The sequence below is a fragment of the Cryobacterium sp. TMT1-66-1 genome, assembly GCF_004403435.1.
GTDB lineage: Bacteria > Actinomycetota > Actinomycetes > Actinomycetales > Microbacteriaceae > Cryobacterium > Cryobacterium flavum.
Window position 1 is genome coordinate 41,441 of the sequence record NZ_SOGP01000016.1, and the last position, 16,468, is coordinate 57,908.

Genomic DNA, 16,468 nt, shown 5'->3' on the forward strand with positions numbered 1-16,468 from the left:
CCCCGTTTCCCGTCCTCCTCCCTTCGCCCTCCGGCTACTTTCCGGGCCCGGGCCCGGAAAGTAGGACCGGGATAGATCATGGACCCGGTTCCCTACGGTGGGCCCGGGCGGCGGGGCGGGCGCGCGAAGCCAGCACGCGGCATCCGCTGCCCGGCACCGCGCTCGAGTGCTTAAACGACGGATGGCCCCTGCCGAAGCAGGGGCCATCCGTTTAGAACTGCGGGTTAGTTATACGTACCCGGCGCCAGGTCGTCCGACGAGAAGCTGTCGAAGTCGACGAAGCTCAGGTCACCCTCATTGAACGTTGCATCTTCGGTGAAGATGCGGTTCGGGTAACGCTCAGCCTTGGCTTCTTCCGTGGCCTCGACGGTGACGTCGCGGTAGCGGGGAAGGCCGGTGCCAGCGGGGATCAACTTACCGATGATGACGTTCTCCTTGAGGCCCATCAGCGGGTCGCTCTTGCCTTCCATGGCCGCCTGGGTCAGAACCCGGGTGGTCTCCTGGAAGGAAGCAGCCGACAGCCAGGACTCGGTCGCCAGCGATGCCTTGGTGATACCCATGACTTCCTGGCGAGCGGATGCCGTCTTCTTGCCCTCGGTGAGCGCGGTGCGGTTGAGGTCGTTGTACTTCAACCGGTCAACGAGCTCGCCCGGAAGCAGTCCGGTGTCACCGTGTTCGACGACGGTCACCTTGCGAAGCATCTGACGAACGATGACCTCGATGTGCTTGTCGTGAATCGGTACACCCTGCGAACGGTAGACCTCCTGCACACCGGAGACGAGGTGCTTCTGCACCGCGCGAACACCCTTGACGCGAAGAACTTCCTTCGGGTCGACGGCGCCGATGATGATCTGCTGCCCCAGCTCAACGTGCTGGCCATCCTCAACGAGGAGGGTTGAACGCTTGAGCACCGGGTAGGCGATAGCTTCGTCGCCACTGTCGGGGGTCAGGATGACCTTGCGGCCCTTGTCCGAATCCTCGATCGTGATGCGTCCGGCAGAGTCGACGATGGGCGATGCACCCTTGGGGGTACGCGCCTCGAACAGCTCCTGAACACGCGGCAGACCCTGGGTGATGTCGTCAGCGGATGCCGACCCACCCGTGTGGAAGGTACGCATGGTCAGCTGGGTGCCGGGCTCACCGATGGACTGTGCGGCAATGATACCGACGGCCTCACCGATGTCGACGAGCTGGCCGGTAGCGAGCGACCGGCCGTAGCAGACCGCACACACACCGACAGCCGACTCACAGGTCAGCACCGAACGCACCTTGATGGTTTCGACACCACCGATAATGAGCTTCGCGATGAGCACGTCTCCGACGTCGTCTCCGGCGTCGGCGATGACCTCACCGGCAGCGTTGACCGCGGCTGCGGCCAGGCTGCGGGCGTAGACCGCGTTCTCGACGTTGAAGTCGACCAAGAGGCCGCCGTCTTCGCCCCGCAGGAGCGCACCGGTCGTGGCGTCGGTTCCGGCGATGGGCAGTTCAAGGCCCTTCGTCGTTCCACAGTCGTCTTCGCGGATGATGACATCCTGCGAGACGTCCACCAGACGACGGGTGAGGTACCCCGAGTCAGCGGTACGCAGAGCAGTGTCGGCCAGACCCTTACGAGCACCGTGAGTAGCAATGAAGTACTCGGCAACGGACAGGCCTTCGCGGTAGCTCGAGATGATCGGGCGAGGGATGATCTCACCCTTCGGATTGTTCACGAGGCCTCGCATGCCGGCGATGTTACGCACCTGCAGCCAGTTACCACGAGCACCCGAGGTGACCATGCGGTTGATCGTGTTGTCGGCCGGGAAGTTCGCCTGCATCGCTGCGGCAACGTCTTCCGTGGCGCGAGTCCAGATCTGGATGAGCTCCTGGCGACGCTCGAGGTCGGTCGTGAGACCCTTCTCGAACTGTGCCTGAACCTTGGCGGCCTGCTTCTCGTAGCCGGCAACGATCTGCGGCTTGTTCGGCGGGGTCAGAATGTCGCTGAGCGCAACGGTTACACCGGAACGGGTTGCCCAGTAGAAACCGGCATCCTTGATCCGGTCGAGGGTTGCAGCAACCTCCACCTTGACGTACCGCTCCGCGAGGTCGTTGACGATGGTCGACATGGTGACCTTGTTGGCAACGTCTTCGAAGTACGGGTAGTCGGCCGGAAGCGCCTCGTTGAAGATGGCTCGACCGAGGCTCGTGGTGACGAGAACGGTTCCGACAGCCTGGCCGCCCACAAGTTCGACGCCTTCGGGCTGCGTGCCCTCGGTGAAGTACTTGTCGGTCAAGCGGATGCGCACCCTGGCATTCAGGTCGAGCGACTTCTGGTCGAACGCGAGAATGGCCTCGGACACGGTGGAGAATGCGCGGCCTTCTCCGACCACACCTTCCTTCATCGTGGTGAGGTGGTGCAGACCGATGATCATGTCCTGGGTGGGCAGGGTCACCGGGCGGCCGTCAGACGGCTTGAGGATGTTGTTCGAGGCGAGCATCAGGATGCGTGCCTCGGCCTGGGCCTCAACCGAGAGCGGAAGGTGGACGGCCATCTGGTCACCGTCGAAGTCGGCGTTGAACGCCGCGCAGACGAGCGGGTGCAGCTGGATTGCCTTACCTTCAACGAGCTGAGGTTCGAAGGCCTGGATGCCGAGGCGGTGCAGGGTGGGTGCACGGTTGAGCATGACCGGGCGCTCGCGGATGATTTCCTCGAGCACGTCCCAGACCTGCGGACGTGAGCGTTCGACCATCCGCTTGGCAGCCTTGATGTTCTGAGCGTGGCTCAGGTCGATCAGACGCTTGATCACGAACGGCTTGAACAGCTCGAGTGCCATCTGCTTGGGCAGACCACACTGGTGCAGCTTGAGCTGCGGGCCGACCACGATGACCGAACGGCCAGAGTAGTCCACGCGCTTGCCGAGCAGGTTCTGACGGAAACGACCCTGCTTTCCCTTGAGCATGTCGCTCAGGGACTTGAGGGCACGGTTACCGGTACCGGTGACCGGGCGACCACGACGACCGTTGTCGAACAGTGCGTCGACGGCCTCCTGCAGCATCCGCTTCTCGTTGTTCACGATGATCTCGGGAGCACCGAGGTCAAGCAGACGACGCAGGCGGTTGTTGCGGTTGATCACACGACGGTAGAGGTCGTTGAGGTCGCTGGTGGCGAAACGCCCACCGTCGAGCTGCACCATCGGGCGCAGTTCCGGCGGGAGCACGGGTACGACGTCGAGCACCATTCCGGCCGGCGAGTTGCCGGTCATGATGAAGGCGTTGACCACGCGCAGACGCTTGATGGCACGGATCTTCTTCTGACCCTTGCCCTCAGCGATCTGCAGGTGCAGGTTTTCGCTCTCGGTGACCAGGTCGAAAGCCTCAAGGCGCTTCTTGATGGCTTCGGCGCCCATGTAGGCCTCGAAGTACATTCCGAAACGGTCCTGGAGCTCGTGGAAGACGGAGTCTTCCGGCTTCAGGTCGCCGACCTTGAGGGTGCGGAAGTCCTCCCACACGCGCTCGAGGTGCGCGATCTGCTCGTCCAGGGACTTGCGAACCTGGCCCATTTCCTTCTCGGCGGCGTCCTTCGTGCGCTTCTTCTGGTCGCTCTTGGCGCCTTCGGCCTCCAGTGCTGCGAGGTCGGTTTCAAGGCGCTGCAGGCGATCGGCGATGCGCGAGTCGCGGCTGGACTCGATGGTCTTGAGTTCGAGGCGAAGCTCGTTCTCGAGGCCAGGCATGTCCTGGTGGCGACCGTCTTCGTCCACCGTGATGACCATGTACGCAGCGAAGTAGATGACCTTTTCGAGGTCCTTCGGAGCCATGTCCAGCAGGTAGCCGAGACGCGAGGGCACACCCTTGAAGTACCAGATGTGCGTGACCGGAGCAGCGAGCTCGATGTGGCCCATGCGCTCACGGCGCACCGACGACTTCGTGACCTCTACACCGCAACGCTCGCAGACGATGCCTTTGAAGCGAACACGCTTGTACTTGCCACAAGAGCATTCCCAGTCCCGTGAGGGTCCGAAGATCTGCTCGCCGAACAGGCCGTCTTTTTCCGGCTTGAGCGTGCGGTAGTTGATGGTTTCGGGCTTCTTGACCTCACCGTGCGACCAACGACGGATGTCGTCTGCGGTAGCCAGGCCAATACGAAGCTCGTCAAATGTTGTTACGTCGAGCAATTTCTCTCCTTGGAAAGTTTTCGAAGATTGCGGGGCGGGCCCTGCCTTAACAAGCTCAGATGTCGTCGATGGACGACGACTCAAACCGGGTGGAAATGTTGATGCCGAGTTCTTCCGCAGCACGGAACACCTCGTCATCCGTGTCGCGCAGGCTGACTGCGGTGCCATCGGCCGAAAGTACTTCGACGTTCAGGCAGAGCGACTGCATTTCCTTGATAAGAACCTTGAAGCTCTCGGGAATGCCGGGTTCCTGGATGTTCTCACCCTTGACGATGGCTTCGTACACCTTGACGCGGCCGAGGATATCGTCGCTCTTGATGGTCAGGAGTTCCTGCAGGGCGTAAGCGGCTCCGTATGCTTCGAGCGCCCACACCTCCATCTCACCGAAACGCTGTCCACCGAACTGCGCCTTACCACCCAGCGGCTGCTGCGTGATCATGGAGTACGGACCCGTCGAACGTGCGTGGATCTTGTCGTCGACGAGGTGGTGGAGCTTCAGGATGTACATGTATCCAACGGACACCGGCATCGGGAACGGCTCGCCGGAGCGGCCGTCGAAGAGCTGGGTCTTGCCCGAGGAACCGATGAGGCGTTCGCCGTCGCGGGTCAGGGTCGTGGAGTCCAGAAGACCCTCGATCTCGATCTCGAGCGCGCCGTCGAATACCGGGGTGGCGACCTTCGTGCCGGGGGCGGCGCTGAAGGCGTGCTCCGGAAGACGAGCAGCCCATTTCGGCTTGCCCTCGACGTTCCAGCCCTGCTTCGCAATCCAGCCGAGGTGGGTTTCCAGCACCTGACCGAAGTTCATACGACCGGGGATACCGAGCGGGTTGAGGATGATGTCAACCGGGGTTCCGTCGGCGAGGAACGGCATGTCCTCGATCGGCAGAATGCGGGAGATGACACCCTTGTTGCCGTGACGGCCGGCGAGCTTGTCACCCTCGGTGATCTTGCGCTTCTGGGCGATGAACACGACCACGCGCTGGTTGACGCCCGAGCCGAGCTCGTCGTCGCCGTCCTGCGAGTCGAACACCTTGACACCGATGATGGTGCCGCGCTCACCGTGGGGAACCTTGAGCGAGGTGTCGCGAACTTCGCGGCTCTTCTCGTTGAAGATGGCGCGCAGCAGGCGCTCCTCGGCGGAAAGCTCGGTCTCGCCCTTGGGCGTGACCTTGCCGACGAGGATGTCGCCGGGGCGAACCTCGGCTCCGATGCGAATGATGCCACGCTCGTCGAGGTCGGCGAGGAAGTCCGGAGACACGTTGGGAAGGTCGCGGGTGATCTCTTCCTTACCCAACTTGGTGTCGCGGGCATCCACTTCGTACTCTTCGATGTGAATCGAGGAGAGGGTGTCGTCTTTCACCAGGTTCTGGCTCAGGATGATCGCGTCCTCAAAGTTGTAACCTTCCCACGGCATGAATGCCACGAGCAGGTTCTTTCCGAGGGCGAGTTCGCCCTGGTCGGTGGCGGGTCCGTCGGCGATGACCTCGCCGGCTTCGATGCGCTCACCGGCGTTGACGATCACGCGGTGGTTGAAGCTCGTGCCCTGGTTGGAGCGCGAGAACTTGCGCAGGTAGTAGTCCTGCGTGCCGCCCTCGTCGAGCTGGATGGTAACAACGTCAGCCGACACCTCGGAGACCACACCGGGCTTCAGCGCGGTGAGCACGTCACCGGCATCGATGGCCGTGTAGACCTCCATGCCGGTTCCGACGAGCGGGCTGTCGCTGAGAAGCAGCGGCACCGCCTGACGCTGCATGTTGGCACCCATGAGCGCGCGGTTTGCATCGTCGTGCTCGAGGAACGGGATGAGGCTGGTCGCGACCGACACCATCTGGCGCGGCGAGACATCCATGTAGCCGATGTCTTCAGCGGGAACGAGGTCGACCTCGCCACCCTTCTTACGAGCTAGCACGCGGGCCTCGGCGAAGTGCGAGTCCTTGGTGAGCGGCGCGTTGGCCTGGGCGACGATGAAGTCGTCTTCCTCACTCGCGGTGAGGTAGTCGATCGTCTCGGTGACCTTGTTGCCCTGCACACGACGGTACGGCGTCTCGATGAAACCGAACGCATTGATCTGCGCGAACGAGGCGAGCGAACCGATCAGGCCGATGTTCGGGCCCTCAGGGGTCTCAATGGGGCACATGCGGCCGTAGTGCGAGGGGTGAACGTCTCGCACCTCGACGCCGGCGCGGTCACGGGACAAACCACCCGGGCCCAGCGCGGACAGGCGACGCTTGTGCGTGAGGCCTGCGAGCGGGTTGTTCTGGTCCATGAACTGCGACAGCTGCGACGTACCGAAGAACTCCTTGATCGCGGCGACGACGGGGCGCACGTTGATCAGGGTCTGCGGGGTGATCGCTTCGATGTCCTGCGTGGTCATGCGCTCGCGAACGACGCGCTCCATGCGGGACAGTCCGGTGCGAACCTGGTTCTGGATGAGCTCGCCAACGGCACGGATACGGCGGTTACCGAAATGGTCGATATCGTCGATGTCGATGTTGATGTCGGTCATCTTGCCGTCGCGCAGACCCGGAAGGGTGGTCTGGTTGTCGTGCAGGGCGACGAGGTACTTGATGGTGGCCAGAATGTCCGCCAGCGTCAGTACGGAGTCACTCAGCGGCGCTTCGAGGCCGAGCTTGCGGTTGATCTTGTAACGACCAACCTTGGCCAGGTCGTAGCGCTTGGAGTTGAAGAAGAAGTTGTCAAGGAGCGCACGCGCAGCCTCGGCGGCAACCTGCTCGCCGGGACGAAGCTTGCGGTAGATGTCCTTGAGGGCTTCTTCCTTGGTAAGGATGTTGTCCTTCTCGAGGGTGAGCTCGATGGACGCGTAGCCCTTGAACTCCTCAAGGATCTGCTCGCTGGTGAGGCCAAGGGCCTTCAGGAACACGGTCACGGACTGCTTGCGCTTGCGGTCGATGCGCACGCCAACCTGGTCGCGCTTGTCGATCTCGAATTCAAGCCAGGCACCACGGCTCGGGATGACACGGGCGGAGTAGATGTCCTTGTCAGACGTCTTCTCCTGCTCGCGGTTGAAGTACACGCCCGGGGAGCGCACCAGCTGCGACACGACGACACGCTCGGTGCCGTTGATCACGAAGGTGCCCTTGGGGGTCATCAACGGGAAGTCACCCATGAACACGGTCTGAGTCTTGATCTCACCGGTGAGGTGGTTCATGAACTCGGCGTTCACATAGAGGGGTGCTGAATAGGTCTTACCCTTTTCCTTGCACTCGTCAATGGTGTACTTCTCCGGCTCGAGCTCCGGGTTGGTGAAGGACAGCTGCATCGTTTCGCCGAGGTCCTCGATGGGAGAGATCTCCTCGAAGATCTCATCGAGCCCGGTGCGATTCGGCAGGTCCTGGCGTCCGGCCTTCTGGGCCTCGGCGACGCGAGCCTTCCAGATATCGTTGCCGACGAGCCAGTCGAAGCTCTCGGTCTGCAAAGCGAGCAGATCCGGAACGTTCAAGTGGTCGCTGATCTTTGCGAACGACAGACGCTCGTGGGAGCGGCCGTTCTTGGGTGAGTTGGTGGTTGCGTTGCGCGCAGCAGCCAAGGAAATAACCTCCGTGGACCCCGTCAGGTCTAGTTACTGTTATTGGTGATGACTCCGCAGACCCTCGAAAGAGGTGTGCCTCAAGGTGGCTTGAACACGCAAAGCCGACCGCAATATGAAGGCATAGTTTGTCTGGGAGCGCAAGGATCAACTATATGCCTTCCTGACTGATGTGTCCACCTCATTGTTGCGATCGAGCAGATTCTCAGGTATAACCCACCCTTCCCCTTCCCTCGAAAGCGGATGTTGCCGGTACCGCACACACGGAGGGCGCAGACTGGGGGGATGAGTACTGGGCGCAAGGGCGAAGTGGCGACGGACGGGCATCCCTCTGTCGTATTGAAGTTGAGCGGACACACGGCGGTGATCGAACCGGACCGGTTCACCCCCGGCAGCTTTCAACTCGTGGTCGACGGCACTCCGCAGTCGCACGTGAACATCGACCACCCCGACGAGCTCTTCTTCGAGTACATCCAGCGCATCGGGCATGTCATCGATCTGCTCGGGGAACCGCACGAGCCGATCACCGCCGTGCACCTCGGAGCCGGCGCCCTCACCCTGCCCCGCTATGTCGAGGCGACCCGACCGGGCTCGCGCCAGCAGGTGGTGGAGATCGAGAGCGATTTGATCGATCTCGTGCGCGAGGTGCTTCCTTGGGACAAGCGCGCCCAGCTGCGGGTGCGCCACGGCGACGCCCGCGAGGTGCTCGGCAAGCTGCCGGCCGGGCTGAACGGCGCGGTCGACCTCGTCGTGGTCGACATCTTCTCGGGCGCGCGCACCCCGAAGCACGTGACCAGCCGTGAGTTCTTCGCGCTCGCCGCCCCGCTGCTGTCGCCGCGCGGCGTGCTCGCAGTCAACGTAGCGGATGGCCCTGGCCTCGCGTTCGCGCGTGGCCAGGCCGCCACCCTCTCCGCGGTGTTCCCGCACGTGATCGGATTCGCCGAGACCCAGGTGCTCAAGGGTCGCCGTTTTGGCAACATCGTGTTCGTGGCGGCGCACACGCCGATCGACCTCAACTGGATTCCGCGGCTGCTCGCTAACGGGCCGCACCCGGCGAAGGTGATCGAGGGCGCCGAGCTGAAGGCGTTCATGGCCGGTTCGCTCGTGGCGACCGATGAGACCTCGACGCAGTCGCCGCTGCCCGGCCGCACGGTCTTCCAAATCGGGCACTAGCCTGCGCCCGATTCTCACCGGCGGCGGTACTCTGGGCACACCCGTTCTTTCCCCTGCGGCCGCGGCCGCCCTCGTCAATACAGGAACACACCCTGAGCTTCATCATCGGTTACGATCCCATCACCCTGCGCGAAAAAGTCGACCTGCTGGCCGCTGGCGAGCGACTCGTCGAACTCGGCAATCTGCGCAGCCTGGCCGCCCTCAACGAAAAGGTCGCCCTGCTGCGGCTGGTCGGGCGGCTCGATGAGGCCTGGGAGATCGCGAATGAGGCGCTGCGGCAGTCCCGCTTTACCGGCAACCGGGAGCAGGCGGTGGCCAGTCGCATCCGTCGTGCGCAGGTTTTGCAATTTCAGGGCAAGCTCGATGAGGCCGCGAGCGAGCTGACGCACTGCATCCTCGACTCCGAGGTGCACGAGTGGACCCGCCTCGCCGCCTATGCCCGGCAGCACCGCGGCAAAGTGTACTTCGACCAGGGCAACCTCGAGGGCGCGTTGGCTGACTTCACCGCGGCCGTGTTTCTTCGGGAGAAAGACGGCGCCGACGCCGACGAACTGGACAGCTCGCTGCTCGCCGTGGCCGTCGTTGAATCGCACATTGCGGCCCGCGGGTCCGCGGCCTGAACACCTTCCACTTTGGCTGCCGCGCAAAACTCCTGCAATTCGCAGCGGGCGCTCGATACAGGTCCGAAAATACGCGGCACCCGATGCGCTCAGCCAGAAATTGCAGGAGTTGTGCTGCCCGTCGGCCGGAGACAGTGGCCCCCGAGCGAGTTCTACGGCATGCTGTGTTCACCACGAAGGCGAGGTGAACAGTGACTTTTGGGCGAGCGGCGGCCGTCGCATCTGCAACCCTGCTGGTTCTCGTGCTGGCCGCCTGCAGCGCGGACGCGCCGAGCGCTACTCCGTCGACCTCGACACCAGCCGGGCCCGCACCGACCGCGACGGACGCCGGCCCGCTCGCGCCGGTGCATCCGCTCGGCGAACCGGTCGTCATCGCCTCGGAACTCGAGGCGCCCTGGTCGATTTTGCGGCTGCCAGACGGCGCCACGCTGATCAGCGAACGCGACACGACCCGGGTGCGGGAGCTGCTGACCGACGGCAGCCTGCGTGAGGCGGGAAAAGTGTCGGCCGCGCAGCCGAACGGTGAAGGCGGCCTGCTCGGCCTGGCCTTTCTGGCCGACGAAGCAGCCCCCGGCGGAGACGGCTGGGTGTACGCCTATTTCTCCACGGCCAACGACAACCGCATCGAGCGGATGCCGCTGGCCGGCTCCCCCGGCCGCCACACCCTGGGGGCGCCCACCGTCATTCTGAGCGGTATCCCCCGGGCCGGCAACCACAACGGAGGGCGCATCGCGTTCGGCCCGGACGGCCTGCTCTATGCGACCGCTGGCGACGCGGGAGACACCGTCAACGCCCAAAACCTTGATGCCCTCGGTGGCAAGATCCTGCGCATGACCGCGACCGGGCAGGTACCCGACGACAACCCGTTCGGCACGCTGGTGTACTCGTTCGGGCATCGGAATCCGCAGGGTTTGGCGTGGGATTCGCGCGGACAGCTCTGGGCGAGCGAGTTCGGCCAGAACACCTGGGACGAGCTCAACCGTATCGTTCCCGGTGGCAATTACGGCTGGCCGCTGGTCGAAGGCCAGGCCGGCAACTCGGCGTACATCGACCCGGAGCAGCAGTGGTCGACCGACCAGGCCAGCCCGAGCGGCATCACCATCGTGAACGACACCGTCTTCATGGCGAGCCTGCGCGGAGAACGGCTGTGGAGCATCCCAATCACGACGGAGTCCTCCACAGACACCCCCACCGAGTGGTTTGTGCACAGTTTCGGTCGATTGCGCGACGTGGTGCCCGGGCCTGCTGGCACACTGTGGTTTGTGAGTAATAACACGGATGGCCGGGGCTCGCCGGCGGCCGGTGACGACCGGCTCTACCAAGTCGAGTTGCGCCAAGTTCAGGTTGGTCCTTAATGGCCGACCTCGCTCAGGTGCGCCGCTGGGCTGACGCACTCATCGTGCTGCACCTCGACCCCAGCTGGACTTTCGGCTTCGACAACGCGAAGAAGCGGGCGGGCCTCTGCAATTTCAGCAAGAAGCACATCACCGTGTCGCGCTACCTCGCCTCGCGCTACGTCGACGACGACGTCTACCAAATTCTGCTGCACGAGCTCGCGCATGCCCTGGCCGGCCCGCGCGCCGGACACGGCCCGCGGTGGAAGAAGATGGCACACGACCTCGGCTACGACGGCAAGCGCACCCACGACGGTGAAATCGCCAATGAGCTCGCGCCGTGGGTGGGCACCTGCCCCGCCGGGCACACCCACTTTCGGTACCGGCAGCCCACCCGGCCCCTGGCCTGCGGGCTCTGCGCCCGCCGGTTCGACCAGGCGCACGCCATCACCTGGCTCAGGCGGGAGATCACACCGGCGATCCGGCGCCGGGCCGCGGCATCCGCTGGGCCCTAGTGCGTCACCGGCCGGGTTTAGTGCGTGTCGTAGCGGGCGAGGGCGTCGGCATCCGTTGCGAGGGTCATCGCCCGGCGCGCGGTGTCGAGCGCGGTCACCGGGTCACTTTCGGCCACGGCGAGCGCCAGCTGCCGCTCGGCCTCGGCCAGGCGCGTGCGGGCTGCAGCTTGCACCCGTCCGCGGTGCGCGGCCACGAAGTCGCGAGTGACGGTGATCTGGCTGCGCGCGGTGAGCAGCGCCCCGGCCAGGGCGGTGCGCGCGTTGTCGAGGCGCAGCTGGCGGTTGCGCGCCTCCGAGCGGATGCTGTCCAGCCCGTTCATCGCGGCCTCGAGGGTCACCAGATCCGCGGCCGGGTCGCTCGGCCGCCCGGGCTCGCGGAGAGACGCGTGCACGGAGGCGGCGTCGGCGATGACCTGGTTAAGCGACGCGCTCGTGTCGGACTCTTCGTGGCAATCGCGCAGGGCACGGGCTTCGGCGAGTTCCGTACCGGCAGCATCCAGCGCCTTCTGCAGGTTTGCGAAGCCGCGGTGGAGCTGGTCTTCGCCGGTTTCGATCGCGTCGAGCAGCTGCGTCGCCTGGAACAGGGCGTGCTCGGCTGCCTGCAGCTGCTCGCCGACCGGCTCAGTAGCTGCCAGGCGCGCCGCCGCCGCATCGGCGCTCGCCCGCGCAGCGTCCAGAGCCGTGCGGGCCCGGTCGACGTTGCCGCTGATCGGCGCGAGCGCGGCGGCCGAATAGCTGAGGCCGAGCCTCGTGAGGGTGCTCGCTCCGCCCGCAACGCGGTCGGACACCCGGCCCTGTCGGCGGCGCAATTCGTCGATCTGCTGCGGCGCATTGCGCTCCACACCACGTTTGGCCGTGAAATCGCGGGCCTGGTTGGTCAGCCGACCGGTCGCTTCGTCGGCGAGCTGCACGATCTGGTGGTTCCAGCGGGTGCGCTCGAGAGCGCTGTCCGGCACCGCGTCATCGAGTTTCTGCTGCAGCGCGAAGGCATCGCTGAGCTGTCGCCTCGAGGTCGCGAGCGCGGTGGCGAACTCCCGCGTTGCCGATTCCCCGAACTGCGCGATCGCGAAGCTGAGTTCGTCGGTGGCGTCCTGCACCACGTCGTCGGCGCGCACCAGGCTGCTCGACGCGTTGCGTTCCAGCTCGGTGGCCACTGCTCTCACCTGCCCGAGCCTGGCCCGAGTGCGCCGCCGCGAGGCGCCGACCAGCGCCCAGACCCCGGCCACAACGAGGCCGATAACGATGACCGAGGGTACCCACCAGAGATCGCCATTCATGGGCTTGAGTCTAATAAGGGATTACTGACCAAACGCCCTACCGGTCGTCGGCGGAGGGCCGGCGCATCTGCTGCCGAATCGTCTCGAAGTCGTGCCGCGAGATCTCCAGCACGCCGGCTCGCAGCTGAAAACCCCAGTTGAGGTTGTCTCGGGTCAGTTGCAACACGGGCAACAACGGGCGGATGCTGGTGGGCCAGGCATCCAGGTCGTAGTCCGCCCGGCGTCGCCACGGACGAAATTCGTTACCGGGGTCGCCGACCTGGTACGCGTAGGCATCCGCTATGCGACCGATCGCGGTGAATTCCTTGAGCGGTTCGCCCTCGATCGCGGTCTTCGGCGAGTAGTAGACGATACCGTCAGCCTCGCCCATCTGCGCGATCATGTCGCCGGCACCACGGTTGGCGCGGGCAATTCCCAAATCAACACCGCGCAGCACATGCTCGCGATGCACAACGCCCAGCCAGAACCGAATTGCCACCTGTCTAGTTGTACTGCATGCCGTCGTCAGACCAAACTAGAACCATGCGCGTACTGCTGAAAGAGATCCTCGACTGCACACCGGATGCCGCCTGGCACGCCATTCACAGCCCCGCCGTGTTTCGGGAGGTGAGCAGCCCGTTCATGGCGGTCGAGTCCCTCGAAGCCGACGGTTTTCCCACCCGCTGGGAGCCCGGCGAACACCCCGCCGTGTTCACCGCGCTCGGTCTCGTGCCGATGGGCACCCAGGTCATTCGACTCGCTGACTCCACGCACCGACCCGACGGAGTGCGCATTCTGCGCGACACCGGCCGCGGGGTATCCGGTGCGCTCAGCGCGGTCACGCTGTGGGACCACCGCATGGCCATCGCGCCCGACCCGGCCGGCACCGGAAAAACGCTCTACCGCGACCAGCTCATCTTTCGCGGGCGGCCTGCCACGCTCGCGCTCTGGCCCACCTTCTGGGCGTTCTGGCAGTGGCGCCTGCTGCGGCTCAAGCGCCTCGCCCCCACCTGGCAGCACGACGTCGGCATCGACGACCCGAACTTCGTGCCGCCGGCGCAGTCAGCGGACTCCAACGGCACCGCCGAAACCGCCCGCGACTAGCGGATGCCTGCTGTGCGCTGCGCCCGGCGGCGGTAGCGTAGCCCGTATGAGTTCTTCCCTCGGAGCCTTGCAGATCGCCGACTGGCGCCGTCGCGTAACCGGACTGTATGCCGGGGTGCGGCAACTGAGCGCGAGCAGCCCGAAGAGCGGGCACGATCTGTGGCGTTCCGGGCGCGACGAACTGTTCGCCGGGCATCCGTCGTCGCCGCTACTGCCGGATGACCGCTCGGCATTCACCGGGCTTCCGATTGCCGCCTACGACCCGGACTGGCGGTTCGAGGTCGAGGTTCACCGCGCCGAGCAGCCGTATCGCATGCAGGTGGAGACCGGAACCGACGGCACCGTGCCGTTCGATCTGGTCGGAACCGTGCGGCTGCCGTACCTCGGCTCGCTCGACGTGTGGCGGCTCGCCAGCTACGGCGGCGGACTTTTCCTGCCGCTGAAAGACGCCCTGGCCGGCAAAAACGACGGAACCTACGGCGGCGGGCGCTACCTGCTCGACACCATCAAGGGCGCTGATCTCGGCCCGGGTGTTGGCGACGACACCCTCATTCTCGATTTCAACTTCGCCTACAATCCCTCCTGCGCGTACGACCCGATGTGGGCCTGCCCGTTGCCGCAGGCCGGCAACATCATCGACACCCCGGTGCCCGTCGGCGAGCTCTACCACGGCGACCACTCCTAGCTATCCGGGTGCCCGCTCATAACTGCGGAGAATTCACCGATTCGCGCGCCTCCGGGTGCGATATTGTGCGAATTTTCGAAAATCTCCGCGGTTCGGTCCAGCACCCCGGATACGAGGGTAAAAACGGGTGGGCACGGAGCCGATTTGACAGCATCCGCTAGAGTGGGAGTACTTGCGAGTGCGTAGTTGCGCTCGCTGCGTCGTAGAACGCCCTCTTCTCTATCCGGCGGCCCACCAGGCTGACCTGATTTTTCGAATGAAACATTCTTACGGCGAACGGATGTGCCCTTCGGCACCTTCGCCATGTGAATCCTCCTGGTTCGATTATCGCTGCGCGGTAAACAAACGGGCGAGGAGACTGATGCCCCGAAAGGCACCACTTTGTCTACAGCTTTATCTACAACTTTCAGTACGCTCGGCGTGCCGGCTCCCCTGGTCAAGGTTCTCTCTTCACAGGGAATCGACACCGCTTTCCCCATTCAGGTCGACACCCTTCCTGACACTTTGAACGGCCGCGACGTACTCGGCCGCGGCAAGACCGGCTCGGGCAAGACCCTGGCCTTCTCCATCCCGATGGTCTCTCGCCTCGGTGGCAACCTCGCCGGCGGCAAGCGTCGCCCCGGTCGCCCGCTCGGCCTGATTCTCGCGCCGACCCGCGAGCTCGCCACGCAGATCACCAACGCCATCACCCCGCTCGCCGAGGCCTACGGCCTCAACACCACCACCATCTTCGGCGGCGTCTCGCAGGGCCGTCAGGTCACCGCGCTCAAGGCCGGCGTCGACATCGTCGTCGCCTGCCCCGGCCGCCTCGAAGACCTCATGAAGCAGGGTTTCGTGAACCTCGATTCCGTCGAGATCACCGTGCTCGACGAGGCCGACCATATGGCCGACCTCGGCTTTCTGCCGGTCGTCACCCGCATCCTCGACAAGACCCCCGGCAACGGCCAGCGCATGCTGTTCTCCGCCACGTTAGACAACGGCGTGGACAAGATCGTAAAGCGCTTTCTGCACGACCCGGTGATGCACTCGGTCGACGAGGCCAACAGCCACGTCTCGGCCATGACCCACCACGTGTTCGAGGTCTCCGGCGTTGACGCGAAGAAGGAGCTCGTGCAGAAGCTCGCGAGCGGCTCCGGCCGTCGCATCCTCTTCATGCGCACCAAGCACCAGGCCAAGAAGCTCGCCAAGAGCCTCACCGACGCTGGCATCCCCTCCGTCGACCTGCACGGAAACCTCTCGCAGGTTGCTCGTGACCGTAACCTCGCCGCCTTCAGTGCCGGCACGGTCAAGGTTCTCGTCGCCACGGATGTCGCCGCTCGCGGCGTGCACGTCGACGACATCGAACTCGTGATTCACGTTGACCCGCCGGCCGAGCACAAGGCGTACCTGCACCGTTCGGGCCGTACCGCCCGGGCCGGCAGCGCCGGTGACGTCGTCACCGTCGTACTGCCGGAGCAAAAGCGCGACACTGACGCGCTTCTGCGCAAGGCCGCCATCAAGGTGACCCCGCAGCGCGTCGATGCCGCCTCCCCCGCCGTCGACGCCCTCGTCGGCGATGTCGCCGCCTACGTCAAGCCGGCGCCCCGAGTCGAAGCGCCGCAGCAACAGCGCCAGTCGCAGGGTGGCCGTTCACAGGGCGGTCGCTCGCAGGGTGGCCGTTCACAGGGCGGTCGCGCAGAAGGCGGTCGCTCGCAGGGTGGCCGTTCAGAAGGCGGTCGCGATGCCGGCGCCAGCCGCTCCGGCGGAGGTCGCGACGGCGCTCGCACTGACCGCAACGACGGCGGCCGCAGCCGCGACTCGGCTCCCGCCGGTGGAGCTCGTCGTGAGCGCACCGGTCGTCCGGCCGGCGCTGCCACCAGCGCGCCCCGCTCCGGTTCGGCCGCTGGCCGCTCCGGCGGAGCCCGCGTCGGCAGCCTCCAGGTCGGCGGACTCGTTCGCGGACCCGGCTCGGGTGGAGCCGGCCGTTCGGCTCCCCGCCGCTCGCAGGGCTAACCAGCCCGCAGCATCCGCTTGCTAGAACGGGTCGGTCCTTTCGGGGCCGGCCCGTTTTGCGTGCCCCGCGTCACGGGGCACCCGCAAACACGGT

At 65.0% G+C, this 16,468-nt stretch carries 12 protein-coding genes; 7 read left to right on the plus strand and 5 right to left on the minus strand.

The annotated features are described in order from the left end of the window. Positions 1-224: 224 nt before the first annotated feature. Positions 225-4,148 carry a DNA-directed RNA polymerase subunit beta' gene (locus E3T29_RS11220; RefSeq protein WP_134345496.1) on the minus strand — a complete coding sequence of 1,308 codons (3,924 nt, stop codon included), beginning with the start codon at positions 4,146-4,148 and terminating at the stop codon, positions 225-227. Between the two features lie 55 nt (positions 4,149-4,203). Then, positions 4,204-7,695, minus strand: a complete 3,492-nt coding sequence (gene rpoB / locus E3T29_RS11225; RefSeq protein ID WP_092341667.1) for a DNA-directed RNA polymerase subunit beta — start codon at positions 7,693-7,695, stop codon at positions 4,204-4,206. Positions 7,696-7,980: 285 nt separating this feature from the next. Between rpoB and E3T29_RS11230 the strand changes: the two genes are divergently transcribed. Further along, complete coding sequence (locus E3T29_RS11230; RefSeq protein ID WP_134345497.1) at positions 7,981-8,868, plus strand: spermidine synthase; 888 nt, start codon at positions 7,981-7,983, stop codon at positions 8,866-8,868. 74 nt (positions 8,869-8,942) lie between these two features. Here E3T29_RS11230 and E3T29_RS20260 read toward each other — a convergent pair whose 3' ends face one another. Beyond that, on the minus strand, positions 8,943-9,281 hold the full coding sequence (locus E3T29_RS20260; protein ID WP_241987772.1) for a hypothetical protein: 339 nt from the start codon (positions 9,279-9,281) through the stop codon (positions 8,943-8,945). Here E3T29_RS20260 and E3T29_RS20265 point away from each other — a divergent pair. The 3 genes from E3T29_RS20265 (at position 9,276) to E3T29_RS11245 (ending at position 11,337) form a co-directional block, all read left to right on the plus strand. Beyond that, positions 9,276-9,488: a hypothetical protein gene (locus tag E3T29_RS20265; protein WP_233197172.1), complete on the plus strand. Its 213-nt coding sequence runs from the start codon at positions 9,276-9,278 to the stop codon at positions 9,486-9,488. The two genes, E3T29_RS20260 and E3T29_RS20265, sit on opposite strands and share 6 nt — an antisense overlap. A 191-nt stretch (positions 9,489-9,679) precedes the next feature. Continuing rightward, positions 9,680-10,843 carry a sorbosone dehydrogenase family protein gene (locus tag E3T29_RS11240; protein ID WP_134345498.1) on the plus strand — a complete coding sequence of 388 codons (1,164 nt, stop codon included), beginning with the start codon at positions 9,680-9,682 and terminating at the stop codon, positions 10,841-10,843. After that, positions 10,843-11,337: a SprT-like domain-containing protein gene (locus E3T29_RS11245; protein ID WP_092341671.1), complete on the plus strand. Its 495-nt coding sequence runs from the start codon at positions 10,843-10,845 to the stop codon at positions 11,335-11,337. Before E3T29_RS11240 ends, E3T29_RS11245 begins: the two co-directional genes overlap by 1 nt. A 17-nt stretch (positions 11,338-11,354) precedes the next feature. Here the strand turns inward: E3T29_RS11245 and E3T29_RS11250 are convergent, their stop codons facing one another. Next, complete coding sequence (locus E3T29_RS11250) at positions 11,355-12,614, minus strand: hypothetical protein (protein WP_134345499.1); 1,260 nt, start codon at positions 12,612-12,614, stop codon at positions 11,355-11,357. Between the two features lie 37 nt (positions 12,615-12,651). Continuing rightward, positions 12,652-13,092, minus strand: coding sequence for an EVE domain-containing protein (locus E3T29_RS11255; RefSeq protein WP_134345500.1), 441 nt, complete (start codon positions 13,090-13,092; stop codon positions 12,652-12,654). Between the two features lie 44 nt (positions 13,093-13,136). Here E3T29_RS11255 and E3T29_RS11260 point away from each other — a divergent pair, with 44 nt between their 5' ends. From E3T29_RS11260 to E3T29_RS11270, 3 genes are all read left to right on the plus strand, one after another. Then, positions 13,137-13,697: a hypothetical protein gene (locus tag E3T29_RS11260; RefSeq protein ID WP_174776419.1), complete on the plus strand. Its 561-nt coding sequence runs from the start codon at positions 13,137-13,139 to the stop codon at positions 13,695-13,697. A gap of 46 nt (positions 13,698-13,743) precedes the next feature. Next, positions 13,744-14,382 carry a DUF1684 domain-containing protein gene (locus E3T29_RS11265; protein WP_134345501.1) on the plus strand — a complete coding sequence of 213 codons (639 nt, stop codon included), beginning with the start codon at positions 13,744-13,746 and terminating at the stop codon, positions 14,380-14,382. A 420-nt stretch (positions 14,383-14,802) separates the two neighbouring features. Further along, a complete protein-coding gene (locus tag E3T29_RS11270; protein ID WP_174776420.1) occupies positions 14,803-16,374 on the plus strand; it encodes a DEAD/DEAH box helicase in 1,572 nt (523 codons plus the stop codon). Positions 16,375-16,468: the final 94 nt, after the last annotated feature.

Bases quoted from the DNA above. Each gene is read 5' to 3' on its own strand.
- E3T29_RS11260 (WP_174776419.1), top strand. From the start codon at position 13,137: ATGCGCGTACTGCTGAAAGAGATCCTCGACTGCACACCGGATGCCGCC.
- E3T29_RS11245 (WP_092341671.1), top strand. From the start codon at position 10,843: ATGGCCGACCTCGCTCAGGTGCGCCGCTGGGCTGACGCACTCATCGTG.
- E3T29_RS11230 (WP_134345497.1), top strand. From the start codon at position 7,981: ATGAGTACTGGGCGCAAGGGCGAAGTGGCGACGGACGGGCATCCCTCT.
- E3T29_RS11265 (WP_134345501.1), top strand. From the start codon at position 13,744: ATGAGTTCTTCCCTCGGAGCCTTGCAGATCGCCGACTGGCGCCGTCGC.
- E3T29_RS11250 (WP_134345499.1), bottom strand. From the start codon at position 12,614: ATGAATGGCGATCTCTGGTGGGTACCCTCGGTCATCGTTATCGGCCTC.